This window comes from Paenibacillus sp. PL2-23, assembly GCF_040834005.1.
GTDB lineage: Bacteria > Bacillota > Bacilli > Paenibacillales > Paenibacillaceae > Pristimantibacillus.
Genome location: NZ_CP162129.1, coordinates 4,610,619 through 4,622,893, shown reverse-complemented (window position 1 = coordinate 4,622,893; position 12,275 = coordinate 4,610,619). Strand labels below are relative to the sequence as shown.

The following is a 12,275-nucleotide window of genomic DNA, read 5'->3' as shown; positions in this document are numbered from 1 at the left end:
TGCCGGATTATTTATTTGCACATTGCAAGTATATATGATATAACAATGTCAGGAGGTGAAGCGAATGGAGGATGTACGTCACTTATTTCAAATGTTGTCCCGCCAATTCGGCTTGTTGAACGAGCAATGCTGCGACAGCTGCTGCGGGCAGGAGGTGTCCCTGGTTCAGAGTCATATCCTGTATGAGATCAACCGCCAGCACAAGCCGTCCATGCAGGAAATTGCGGGGGCGCTGGGGATCGATATTACAACGTTCAGCCGGCAAGTGAAGACGTTAGTGGATAAGGGCTTGGTCAGGAAGACCCCTCATCCCTCCGACAACCGGATCAACATACTCGCGCTTACGCCCGAAGGCTTGCGCATGGAGAACAGCATCAACCTGACTGTCAACGATCAGCTGAACGGCGTCCTGTCTCTCATGACGGCATTCGAGCGGGAGACGCTGCTCCGGTCGATTCAATTATTTAACGAAACGATGAAGAAGTCAGGAGCATGCTGCGTGCCTCCCAAGTAAGGGGGGCATCGCGTTTCATCTATATTTGCATTATGCAAATAAATAAGGATTAGGAGGCGTTTGAATTGTACAACTCAACATTGCCTGTTGCCATCATTGGAGGAGGCCCAGTGGGACTCGCCGCCGCCGCTCAGCTGGCGGCCAGGAGCTTGCCATTCCTAGTATTGGAGCAGGGAGCTGATGTCGGCTGGTCGGTTCGAAGCTGGCAGCATGTGCGGATGTTCTCGCCATGGGCCTACAATATCGACAGCGCCGCGAGGGAGCTGCTGCTGGCAGCCGGGTGGCATGAGCCCGATCCAGAGCGGATGCCTACTGGAGCGGAGCTGGTACAGGAATATTTGGAGCCGCTGGCAGAGTTGGCGTCCATTAAACCTCATCTCCTGCTGGGATGCAAGGTTACAAGCATCCACCGCAAGCATTTTGACAAGATGAAGACTGCTGGCCGGGAACGAGCTCCATTCGTCGTGAACTATGAGCGTGAGGGACGAACGGATCGAATAGAGGCAGCAACCGTGCTGGATGCTGCGGGAACATGGCTGACGCCGAACCCCATTGGGGCGAGCGGCGTACCGGCGGATGGCGAGATGAGGCACAACGACCGAATAGCGTATGGCATACCTGATATTTTGGGCAAGGATCGGGAGCGCTATGCGGGCAGGAACGTAGCAGTTGTCGGCAGCGGGCACTCCGCAATTCAGTCGTTGGGATTGCTGCATGAGCTGAAATTGCGTGTGCCGGAGACGACGATCCACTGGATTCTGCGGAAGAGTCGCGTGTCGGAAGTCTTTGGCGGAGGAGCTCAGGACGCTTTGCCGGCAAGGGGAGCGCTGGGCATGCAAGCGGAGCAATTCGTACGCAACGGCAATGTGAGGGTGCATGCGCCGGTGCTCATTCATTCCATTGCGGGTGATGAAGACTCAGCGCTTACGCTGCTGGGAACGAAACAGGGTGAGGGATATGCCATTGATCGCATAGATGCTGTAATCGCGTCGACTGGGGCAAGACCGGAGTTCGCTTTCTTGCGTGAGCTGCGATACAGTGCGGATTCCAGTATTGAGTCGGTGCCGCAGCTGGCGAAGCTTATTGACCCCAACCTGCATAGCTGCGGAACGGTGAGGCCGCATGGCGAAGCCGAGCTTCGCCAGCCGGAGCACAGCTTCTATATTGTAGGCTCCAAGAGCTATGGCCGAGCGCCGACCTTCCTGCTTGCTACGGGCTATGAGCAAGTGCGCAGTGTCGTTGCTGCACTGGCCGGGGATGAGGCGGCGGCTCGTGACGTACGCCTGCAGCTGCCGGAGACGGGTGTATGCTCGGTATCGGGGAAACTGCCAATTACGATTAGACAGGCGAAGGTATTGGCCAGCTCTTGCTGCAGTGCCGGCAACGAGTCTGCGTCCTCCTAATGACCCCATGTTCTACAGCAAAAACGGGATCCGTACAAGCGGATCCCGTTAGTTATATGATGATTAGTCGCTTTATTATTTGCCGGTGGCAACAAATTCGCTGATGCGGTTTTTGATAGCGTCCCGAACCTCACGGAACTTGGCCGTAATCTCCTCTTCGGTTCCTGTTGCCTTGGCGGGATCCTCGAATCCCCAATGCCACTTGACCACGTCTGCATTGGAGATGGCAGGGCAATGATCGTCAGCGTGTCCGCATAGCGTGATGACATAATCGGCGCGATTCAGCAGCTCAGGATCGATGACATCGGAGGTGTTGTTCGAAATATCTATGCCGACCTCACGCATGGCTGCCACGGCGCGCGGATTCAAGCCGTGTGCTTCCAGGCCAGCGCTTTTCACCTCATATTGCTCTCCGCCAAGAGCCTGCAGGAAGCCATCGGCGATTTGACTGCGGCAGGAATTGCCTGTGCAAAGAAAGTAAACCAGCGGTTTTGGATTGTTCATCTCATTCTCTCCTTCATTTCATTTATTGTGTTTGATTGCGTTTGCTCGAGCGAACGGCGCGTGCGATAAGCAGGACAAAGCCAACGAAAAGCAGCGCCAGCGCGGCCATCATAATCCCTATCGGGATGCTGAGCCTGTCGATCGCCAGGAACCATACATACAGCCCGACAAGCGTGATCAGCAGGGTAGGCACGGTAAGCACAATGCCTGTTTTGAAGTATTGGCCCCAGCTGATGCGGATGCCCTTGCGTGCCAATACATGAAGCCAGAGCAGCGTCGCGAGCGAGCCGATGGGAGTCATTTTGGGTCCGAGGTCTGAGCCGACAACGTTCGCATAGATGAGCGACTCCCGGATGATGCCATCCGTCGACGTACCCTGAATGGCCAACGCATCAATCATGACGGTTGGCATGTTGTTCATGACGGAGGACAGGATCGCTGCGATAAAGCCGGCACCTACAGTCGCCGCGAATAAGCCTTGATCGGCGGTCCATTGGAACAGCTTGCCGAGTTCGTCAGTCAAGCCGACATTGCGCAGGCCGTAGACGACCACATACATGCCGATGGAGAAAATAACAACTGCCCAAGGTGCGCCCTTCACGAGCTGCCATGTCTCAATCACGGGGCTCCGTCTGGCCAGGAGCAGGAAGATGACAGCAGCGATTCCGATGATGATCGATACAGGAAGCTGTACGACCTCGCTCATCATATAAGCGACCAGTAGCACGCCGAGCATGACCCAGGAGATACGGAACAGGCGGATATCCCGAATTGCCCCGCGCGGCTCCTTGGCTTGCCGGATATCGTATTGCGCCGGAATGCTCCTGCGGAAATACAGGAACAGCATCAGCAGGCTCGCAGCGATGGAGAAGAATGTAGGAACGATCATTCGGCTCGCGTATTCTGTGAACGAAATGTCGAAGAAATCCGCCGACACGATGTTAACGAGATTGCTGACAATGAGCGGCAGAGAAGCTGTATCCGCGATAAATCCGCTTGCTATAACGAATGGCAGAATGAACCGATCGTCGAACTTCAGCGCTCTGACCATCGCCAGCACAATAGGCGTCAGGATGAGAGCAGCCCCGTCATTAGCGAAAAATGCCGATACCGCCGCACCGAGCAGAACGGTGTACACGAACATTAAACGGCCGTCTCCGCGGGCGAATCGGGCCATATGAAGCGCCGACCACTCAAAAAATCCGATTTGATCAAGAACTAACGAAATAAGGATAATACCAACAAATGCCAAAGTGGCATTCCAGACGATCTGGGTGACATCCCATACGTCCGTTAATGTGACGACGCCGCATAGCAGGGCGACAATAGCGCCGGCGGATGCCGACCAGCCGATGCTAAGCCCTCGCGGCTGCCAAATAACAAAAATCAAGGTAAGCACAAAAATAACGGAAGCAAGCGCGACCATGGTTCCTCCTTTTAATCACATGATAAGTTAGTGCGGGAAGCCAGCAGTTCCTTCATGGAAGGCAGCTGCTCCAGCACGGTTGGCAAGTAGGGAGTGGCATCCCGGTTCAGCGAATAATAAATCCACTGGCTCCGTCTCGTTTCGTTCACGAGCCCGCCCAGCTTCAGCTTCCGAAGATGCTGACTGGCGTTAGGCTGCGTCGTCTCGAGAGCATCTACAATATCGCATACGCACATGTCCTGCTCCTTCAGCAAGGCCAGAATCGTCAGGCGAGTCTTATCGGACAGAAGCTTCATACATTCGGAGATTTCATCGATTGGATTCACTTGCTGCTCCTTTCTGTATATCTGAAGGTGACGTTCAACAATATTAAGTATATGCGCATCTAATTATATAATCAATAGCTAATATTATTTTAAAATAGCATGTGCAATCATGGGGTACTATTAGGAGTTGGTACTATTCGCTTCAGGGCGTCGTTGTTATAGTGAGAGCAAGCCAGGAACAAGGCTTTCACTCCTATTGCGAAGAGGTGTACGACATGACTTATGTATATATATTGCTCACAAATACAGGCACAGCATTCACCCGATTGATCAAATGCTTTACGGGTGCGCCCTACAATCATGCCTCCATCTCCCTGGACCCGGAGTTGAACGAGCTGTACAGCTTCGGGCGGAAGGAAGCAAGAAACCCGCTTAACGCGGGCTTCGTTAGAGAAGATATTTATTAGTGCGTGTTCAAAAAGTCTGGTTTTCAGCACCGAGAAGATGGCACGAAAGTAGAAACTGAGGAGCGGAGCGTAGTGAAAGCTACGTGAGCACCGGAAGTTTCGCTTGCGTGTCATATTCGATGTCGAGTAGGCTTCTTGGCACACTTCGTGATCAAAATCGGATTTTTTGAACAACTGCTATTATGGGACATATCGTTATTTCCCTGGTACGACCTTCCAGCTGCTGCGAGTGGAGGTGACAGCCCGTCAGAAGGAAGGCATCATGGCCGCCATTGATTATTTCAGAAAGAACAAGGAGCGTTATTCGTATAACTTAATGGGCTTGCTTGGCGTTGTCGCCGGCAGAGAGCTGGGCTCCGACGAAGCGCGCTTCTGCTCGCAGTTCGTGGCCGAGGTGATGAGCAAGGGCGGGGTCGGCTTGTGGAACGACCGGCCGGCGGCGCTTGTCACACCGCAGCACTTCCGAGAGCACGTCAAGCTTGAGACCGTATATGAAGGACGGCTGTTCGACTATTCCGAGCTGGACGCGTTCAAGCTGCATCAGGCGCAGACGCAGCTCAGGCGTACACGTACCAGACTCGCACTGCGGCTCTAAACGTCAATTGGCCAGGCTCGATTGACGTTCCCGCTTCTGCCATGGAGAGGGCAGCCGCCTTGAATCGAATGGGCTGGCCTTCCTGCCCGACCTCCTGCACCTTGCATGGAATGGCAGACAGCGAGACGCCCAGCGCTCCAGCTATAGCAGCGGCCTTCTCCTGCGCGCTTCGCACCGCTTCCTGAAGCGCGGCTGCTTCGTATGCGGCCGATTCCGAAGACAGGAAGACGATGTCTGTTATATGGTTCGCGCCATGAGCAGCGGCCGTATCGATAACGGCTCCCGCATCCGTGACATTATCCAGCGTGATGCCCAGCAGATGTACAGCTTTGTAGCCGCGAAGCGTCTGCGATCCGTCGATATAATCGTATTGCGGCTCCACCGCATACGTCTTGGTCATCATCGCTTCGCGGGCAAGACCGAGCCCCATAAGCGCCGTTATTATCGCTTCGATATGGCTGGCGTTCTCCTTCTGCGCGGTCATCACGTCCTTCCCCTCCGTCACAACGCCAAGCGTGATGCGGGTCCGATCAGGCGCCGCTGTCGTCATGCCCTCTCCTGCCACTTCAATGGTGAAGCCGCAGACGCCGCTTTCACCTGCTCCCGCGTTCTCATAGGCTTGATTCATGCTCCCCCTCCTTCGAATGGTTCCTGCATCAATTATGGGCGATAACCGTCTGTCATTCAATCGTTTTGCCGGGATCAGTTCCAATCTTTTACAACAACTCAACACGTCGTTGACATTGTACAAATATTCCAACGATATAGTTGTCCCAAGCACTGGAAGCTTACTAAACAGAATCGGCATATCCCATCGACGGGTCGAGACCAGGAGAAAACCATTGTCGGAGAAAGATATGCGGTATCCTCCTGCAGGTCCGTCATGAGATTGTGCTGTGAGTACCGCATATTGCTTCGGTCAGGGTTTATTTGCCATGCCGTCCGCGGCAAGCTCCTGGTAACAATGGCTTTCGTCTCTGCAGCTCGCCTTTAGGCGGAGCCTGCTGTCGAAGAGGACGCCATGTTATAAAAAAAGTCGAGATAAAGGAGAGTTACAAACCATGCGAGCAATGATGAAAGCACTACTCTTGATCTGTGCTTGCGCCATGATCGTGGTCGGCTGCTCAAGCAACGGCAATGGCGGCGGCAATAATCAGGCGGCATCGAATGCCAGCACGAATGAAGGGGCTTCGCAGACGCCGGAGGCGACCAAAGAAGGGGACAAGGCTGAGAATGAGAAGGTAGAGCTGAGCTTCTATTATCCCGTTGCCGTAGGCGGACCCATTACCGAGGTCATTGAGAAAATGGCCCAGGACTTTATGGCGGAGAATCCGAACATTACAGTTAAGCCGATCTACACAGGCAGCTATGCGGATACGATGGTCAAGGCGCAGGCAGCCGTTCAGGGCGGAACGCCGCCGGATCTGGCTGTGCTTCTGTCGACGGAGTTGTTCACGCTGCTTGATATGGACGCGATCGAGCCATTGGACGAGCTGATTGCGGCAGACGGCGGTGACGAATATATGAAGGACTTCTACCCTGCGTTTATGGAGAATGGCGTGACAGAGGGCAAGACATGGTCTGTTCCGTTCCAGCGCAGCACCATAGTTCTGTACTACAACAAGGATGCGTTCAAGGCGGCGGGTCTTGACCCGGAGAAGGCGCCGGGCACATGGGAAGAGCTTGCTGATTACGCCAAGAAGCTGACCAAGGACGGTCAGTGGGGGATTGAAATCCCTTCGACAGGCTTCCTGTATTGGATGTTCCAGACCTTCGCTCTGCAGACGGGCGATAATATTATGACGCAGGACGGCAAGCAAGTATTTTTCGATACACCTGAGAACGTAGAGTCGCTGCAATTCTGGAGAGACCTGGCTGCCGTTCACAAGGCGATGCCGGAAGGCACAATCGAGTGGGGCACCGTGCCATCCGACTTCCTGGAAGGCAAGACGGCCATGATGTACCATACGACAGGCAATTTGACTAATGTGAAAAATAACGCCAGCTTTGACTTCGGCGTCGCGATGCTGCCGAAAAACAAGCAATACGGCACGCCTACTGGCGGCGGCAACTTCTACCTCTTCAAAGGCCTCAGCGACGCGAAGAAGCAAGCAGCCTGGAAATTCATCCGCTTCATGACGGACTCCGAGCGCATTGCTCAATGGAGCATCGACACGGGCTATGTAGCGCCTCGCATGTCAGCCTACGAGACCGAGCGTATGAAGACCTATTCGGCAGGCTTCCCGGAAGCGCTTGTCGCTCGCGATCAGCTGCAATACGCATCCGCCGAGCTGTCGACGCACAACAACGGCAAGGTATCCAAATTGTTCAGCGACGCCATTCAGTCCGTCCTGACAGGCTCATCCGACGTTCCTGCCGCTCTGAAGAAGGTGCAGGAAGAAGCGGATAAGGCGCTGGAGCCTTTCAACAAGTAAGCGAAGGGAGATGACCGATCGTGGGAACGGCAGCTTGGCGCAGAGTATGGAGAACCAATACGTTCGCGTGGCTTCTCCTGCTCCCCTCGCTCCTCTTCCTCGTGCTGTTCACCCTTTATCCGGTTGCGGGGTCGCTGAAGCTCAGCCTATACCAGGCTGATCTCGGGACCCCGCAGCCTTATTATATTGGGCTCGACAATTACAGCCGAATGGCAGAGGATGACGTGTTCTGGAAAGTGATCACCAACAATGCATGGTTTGCTATTGGAACCGTGCCGACCAGCATTCTGCTGTCGCTGATGATGGCGATCTTCGCCAACAAAGTGATGCGTGCAAGAGGCATCGTTCGCACAGCGTTTTTTTATCCTACAGTCGTGCCGATGATTGCGATTGGCAACATCTGGCTGTTCATCTACACGCCGGATTATGGAATGATCAGCCGATTCCTGGAGCCGTTTGGCCTGACAGGCCCGAATTGGCTTGGCACGCCGGATCTCGTCATGTGGGCGATGATTCTTATGATTCTGTGGAAGGAAGCGGGCTACTTCATGGTGTTCTACCTGGCCGGCCTGCAAAATATTAGCCAAGAGCTGTACGAGTCCGCCAAGGTGGATGGCGTTCCCGCCTGGCGCGTCTTCTGGCGTATAACATTCCCGCTGCTGATGCCAACAACCTTGTTCGTCTCTATCATTGCTTTGACGAATTCGTTCAAGATGGTGGACCATCTGTGGATTATGACGAAGGGCGGACCGGAGAATGCCAGCAACCTTTTGCTGTTCTATATTTACGAGACGGCGTTCAGCTTCTGGGATCAAGGCATGGCCTCCGCGCTGACGACGGTTATGATCGTCTTCCTCCTGCTGCTGGCTGCGCTTCAATTTTTCGGCTTAGACCGCCGAATCCACTACCGTTAGGAGAAGGCTGAATGATGATGAAGAAAATAAGCTTCGGCTTCATGTATATACTGGCCGCCGTTTGGCTGGTGCCGCTGGTGTGGACGGTATGGACATCCTTCCGTCCGAAACGGCTGGCGCTGTCGTCGACTTTGTCGTTTGACTTCACGCTGACGCATTTCACGCATGTATGGAGCTCCGCACCGTTCAACACCTACTATATCAATACGCTGATTATTGTAACGGGCATATTCGCCATCCAGTTTCTGACCGTCTCCCTGGCGGCCTTCGCCTTCGCGCGCGTGGAATTTTGGGGTAAATCCGTCGTATTCGTATTGTTCCTGGCACAAATTATGATCCCGGCAGACATTTTGATTTTTCCGAACTATACCATCCTCAGGGATCTGTCTCTGCTGGATACGAAGCTCGGCATTATGATTCCGTATTTCGCTTCAGCTTTCGGCGTATTCCTGCTCCGGCAGATGTTCAAAACCATTCCGTTCGAGCTGGACGAAGCGGCGCGTATAGAGGGCTGCAATCTGTGGCAAGTGCTTTGGCGGATCTATATCCCATTGTCAGGACCTGCATTCGTATCCTTCGGGCTGGTCTCGGTCAGCTACCATTGGAACAACTTTCTGTGGCCGCTTATTATTACGAATTCCGTTGAGAATCGGCCGCTCACGGTAGGACTGGCGATATTCGCGCAATCATTCGAGACGGGAGCGCAGTGGAGCGAGGTGACGGCGGCGACGATGATCGTCATTCTGCCGCTGCTGCTCGGCTTTATGCTGTTCCAACGTCAATTCATGAACAGCTTTATCCACTCAGGCATTAAGTAGGCTGGCTAGATAGAGAAGGGGGAAGACATGTGACCAAGGAGAAGAGCAAACCCATCATCGCGTCGATTACGAATGAGGAGCAGCTTGAGCTGGCGCTCAGGAGTCCTGTCTCCCGGATTAATCTGATGACGGGTGATATTGCTACGCTGGGCGACATCGTTCGTCAGCTGCACGAGGCGGACAAGCAGGTATACGTTCATATGGAGATGATGCAAGGCATCGGGCGTGACGCCTCAGGCATTCATTATATCGCTGGGATGTTCGGGGTTGATGGCATTGTGACGACCAAAAGCCAGGCCGTTGCTGCAGCGCGGCAGGCGGGTATTCGCAGCATACAGCGTATATTCGCTATCGATTCCGCCGCGGTCGAGACGGGGATACGAATGATTGCCTCCAGCAAGCCGGATGAGGTGGAGCTGATGCCGGGGCTGATGCCGCGTGTCATCCGCGAGCTCAAGTCGAAGATGAGCAGACCGCTTATTGTCGGCGGATTGATTCGCTATGAGGAAGAGGTGAGGGAGGCGCTTGGCAGCGGCGCGGATTACGTATCCACTGGCAATCCTGACTTGTGGAATTGAAGCCAGGCAGCAAGCGGCGCAGGCCCGCTGGACTTTGGTCCAGCGGGCCTGCGTCTGCCTCTTAGGACCAGAGCATGATGCGAGGTTCATCCCTCAGCCTGTAACGGAGCAGCAGCAGCATCCTGTAAAGTGAATATATAACTTTACAGGAAATGGGTGTGGTTAGATTGCGTAAATCGGGGTTATGGTTCAAGGGCGAGAAGGCGCTGGTCTGGACGGGCATCCTGGGGCTGGTGCTTGCATGGTTATGCGGGGTGGGAGCTCTGGTGTACGGGACGGAGCACGTTACAGGGGAAGGATTGGCGAAGGCTGCCTCGTTCAACGCGGCGTTAGGCGTATTCCTGCTGTCGACGGCGGCGATCGCGCCGATGGCGGCATGGGGGAGAAGGGGGCGTGCCGTATTTCGTTGGTCCTACATCTTGCTTTCTCTTTATGCTTATTTCGCTGAGACAGTGCAGCATATGCGAGGAGTGAACCCCAGATTCGTGGAGAATGGCACAGCCTTCGACGCGGCTGTGGCGACAGGCTTCACCTTCGACGCGCTGCTGCTTGTACTGCTCTACCTGTTCTTCGCTGCACAATTTTTCCGGAAGCGCTCCTATCATCAACAGCCTGCGGTTGTGCTCAGTATCCGTTACGGGATGGCCGCGGTAATGCTGTCGTTCGCTGGCGGCGTACTCCTATCAGTGAACGGCGGACGATTCATGGGCGCGGAGGGCAACCTGATCTGGTTCCATGGACTTGGCTTCCATGCCGTGCAGGTGCTTCCCTTCGTAGCCTGGCTGACACTTCGATCGACCTTGCCGTCAGCCTTCTCAAGGACACTGATCCACATCTTCGGTATTTCCTTCATCTGCGGGCTGGCAACGATCGGTTGGCAGACGCTGCTGGGGAGAAGCCTTGTAGAATGGACGGCGCTGCCGCTTGCCGCGCTTGCCTTTTTCCTCGTCGCTGCGGCCGTCGGCGCAAGAGCGCTGCTGGAAGCAATCCTTCGTCCACGAGTCGTGAAGAGCGATCATCATGAAGCATTAACCTTGCGCTAGCAGCAATATTTTACGAATCCTTTACTTTTCATACAACCCTTCATTGCTTACAATTACTTTAGGGATGTAGAAATAGGGGGTCGTAAGAATGAATGGCAACATCAAGACATGGCTCGAAATATGGCGAGTGTCAACCAAGCTCGGTCTGCTCTCGTTCGGCGGGCCTACCGCGCATTTGGGCTACTTTCATAATGAATACGTGAAGCGAAGGAAGTGGCTGGACGAGCGCAGCTACGCGGATCTGGTGGCACTGTGCCAGTTCCTTCCTGGACCCGCCAGCAGCCAGGTTGGCATCGGGATTGGCATTGTGCGGGGCGGACTGCTGGGCGGCGTCATTTCCTTCCTCGGCTTTACACTTCCTTCTGTTATATTGCTTGTGCTGTTCCAGTGGCTGCTAAGCGGATCGGACGTGAGTCAAGCGGGCTGGCTGCATGGGCTTCAGCTTGCTGCGGTAGCCGTTGTTGCGCATGCCGTATGGGGCATGGGCCAGAAGCTGACGCCAGATCGGGCAAGAATGACAATCGCTGTTGTTGCGGCGGGGGGCGTTCTGCTGTGGCAGACGGCTTATTCTCAGGTAGCGGTCATCTTGTTAGGCGGACTAGCAGGCGTATGGTTATACCGGAAGACGGAGAGTGCGTCTCCTATAACACCAGAGACGAGTCCGGTGCGCATTGGCAAGGGAATGGCGATCGCCAGCCTGACGCTGTTCGCCGCTCTGCTTCTGCTGCTGCCTTGGCTCAGAGGCTTGGATCCGCTGCTTGCTATGGCCGACAGCTTCTATCGGACCGGCTCTCTTGTATTCGGAGGGGGACATGTTGTGCTGCCGCTGCTCGAGAACGAGACGGTCAGCTCCGGCTGGATTGGAGAGGAGCAGTTTCTTGCAGGCTATGGGGCCGCTCAGGCTGTGCCTGGTCCTTTGTTTACGTTCGCCTCTTACCTTGGTGCGGCGATGGATGGGCTAACAGGGGCATTGGTAGCTACGGCAGCCATTTTCCTGCCTGCGTTTCTGCTGGTGGTGGGCGCGCTTCCGTTCTGGCAGCTCCTCCGACGTTCTCCTGGCGCGCAGGGCATACTGGCCGGCGTAAACGCGGCTGTCGTCGGCTTGCTGCTGGCGGCGCTGTATGATCCCATCTGGAAGCATGCGGTCGTGGGACCGGCAGACTTCGTTGCGGTACTGCTGCTATTTATTATGCTGGTGTTCTGGAAGCTTCCGCCTTGGGTTATTGTAATCGCTGGCGCAGCGGCGGGTCTTGTCATCGAACTGCTGGGTCTATAATACACGTTATTTTTGTTGACATGAGGGTATAGATCG

Annotated in this window: 13 protein-coding genes and 1 pseudogene; 10 read left to right on the top strand and 4 right to left on the bottom strand. The window is 54.7% G+C overall.

Annotation, left to right across the window (positions count from 1 at the left end):
• Positions 1 to 64: 64 nt before the first annotated feature.
• Together AB1S56_RS20570 and AB1S56_RS20565 are read left to right on the top strand one after the other, a co-directional pair.
• Positions 65 to 514 (top strand): MarR family winged helix-turn-helix transcriptional regulator, encoded by a 450-nt coding sequence (locus AB1S56_RS20570; protein ID WP_340869851.1) that lies wholly within the window; start codon positions 65 to 67, stop codon positions 512 to 514.
• 65 nt (positions 515 to 579) lie between these two features.
• Positions 580 to 1,917, top strand: coding sequence for an FAD-dependent oxidoreductase (locus AB1S56_RS20565; protein WP_340869853.1), 1,338 nt, complete (start codon positions 580 to 582; stop codon positions 1,915 to 1,917).
• 75 nt (positions 1,918 to 1,992) lie between these two features.
• On the opposite strand, the gene arsC is transcribed toward AB1S56_RS20565, so the two are convergent.
• From arsC to AB1S56_RS20550, 3 genes are read right to left on the bottom strand one after another with little or no spacing between them, the layout of a single operon-like run.
• The gene (gene arsC / locus AB1S56_RS20560; protein ID WP_340869854.1) at positions 1,993 to 2,421 is read right to left on the bottom strand and encodes an arsenate reductase (thioredoxin); all 429 of its coding nucleotides are present in this window, start codon (positions 2,419 to 2,421) and stop codon (positions 1,993 to 1,995) included.
• A gap of 22 nt (positions 2,422 to 2,443) precedes the next feature.
• On the bottom strand, positions 2,444 to 3,847 hold the full coding sequence (locus AB1S56_RS20555; RefSeq protein WP_340869856.1) for an arsenic transporter: 1,404 nt from the start codon (positions 3,845 to 3,847) through the stop codon (positions 2,444 to 2,446).
• A gap of 11 nt (positions 3,848 to 3,858) precedes the next feature.
• On the bottom strand, positions 3,859 to 4,173 hold the full coding sequence (locus AB1S56_RS20550; RefSeq protein ID WP_340869858.1) for a metalloregulator ArsR/SmtB family transcription factor: 315 nt from the start codon (positions 4,171 to 4,173) through the stop codon (positions 3,859 to 3,861).
• A gap of 215 nt (positions 4,174 to 4,388) precedes the next feature.
• On the opposite strand from AB1S56_RS20550, the pseudogene AB1S56_RS20545 reads away from it, so the two are divergent.
• Together AB1S56_RS20545 and AB1S56_RS20540 are read left to right on the top strand one after the other, a co-directional pair.
• Positions 4,389 to 4,574 (top strand): annotated as a pseudogene (locus AB1S56_RS20545) (hypothetical protein); the annotation flags it as partial.
• A gap of 172 nt (positions 4,575 to 4,746) precedes the next feature.
• Positions 4,747 to 5,175, top strand: coding sequence for a hypothetical protein (locus AB1S56_RS20540; protein ID WP_340869859.1), 429 nt, complete (start codon positions 4,747 to 4,749; stop codon positions 5,173 to 5,175).
• Here AB1S56_RS20540 and AB1S56_RS20535 read toward each other — a convergent pair.
• Positions 5,138 to 5,803, bottom strand: a complete 666-nt coding sequence (locus AB1S56_RS20535) for an SIMPL domain-containing protein (RefSeq protein ID WP_340869860.1) — start codon at positions 5,801 to 5,803, stop codon at positions 5,138 to 5,140. The genes AB1S56_RS20540 and AB1S56_RS20535 overlap by 38 nt on opposite strands.
• A 433-nt stretch (positions 5,804 to 6,236) precedes the next feature.
• On the opposite strand from AB1S56_RS20535, the gene AB1S56_RS20530 reads away from it, so the two are divergent.
• From AB1S56_RS20530 to AB1S56_RS20505, 6 genes are all read left to right on the top strand, one after another.
• Positions 6,237 to 7,610, top strand: coding sequence for an ABC transporter substrate-binding protein (locus AB1S56_RS20530; RefSeq protein WP_340869862.1), 1,374 nt, complete (start codon positions 6,237 to 6,239; stop codon positions 7,608 to 7,610).
• Positions 7,611 to 7,630: 20 nt separating this feature from the next.
• A complete protein-coding gene (locus AB1S56_RS20525) occupies positions 7,631 to 8,524 on the top strand; it encodes a sugar ABC transporter permease (protein ID WP_340869863.1) in 894 nt (297 codons plus the stop codon).
• A gap of 14 nt (positions 8,525 to 8,538) precedes the next feature.
• Positions 8,539 to 9,342 carry a carbohydrate ABC transporter permease gene (locus AB1S56_RS20520; protein ID WP_340869951.1) on the top strand — a complete coding sequence of 268 codons (804 nt, stop codon included), beginning with the start codon at positions 8,539 to 8,541 and terminating at the stop codon, positions 9,340 to 9,342.
• Positions 9,343 to 9,371: 29 nt separating this feature from the next.
• On the top strand, positions 9,372 to 9,920 hold the full coding sequence (locus AB1S56_RS20515) for a glycerol-3-phosphate responsive antiterminator (protein ID WP_340869864.1): 549 nt from the start codon (positions 9,372 to 9,374) through the stop codon (positions 9,918 to 9,920).
• Between the two features lie 167 nt (positions 9,921 to 10,087).
• A complete protein-coding gene (locus AB1S56_RS20510; RefSeq protein WP_340869866.1) occupies positions 10,088 to 10,963 on the top strand; it encodes a hypothetical protein in 876 nt (291 codons plus the stop codon).
• 88 nt (positions 10,964 to 11,051) lie between these two features.
• Entirely contained in the window at positions 11,052 to 12,239 is a 1,188-nt protein-coding gene (locus AB1S56_RS20505; protein WP_340869867.1) for a chromate transporter, read from the top strand.
• The last annotated feature ends 36 nt before the right edge of the window (positions 12,240 to 12,275 follow it).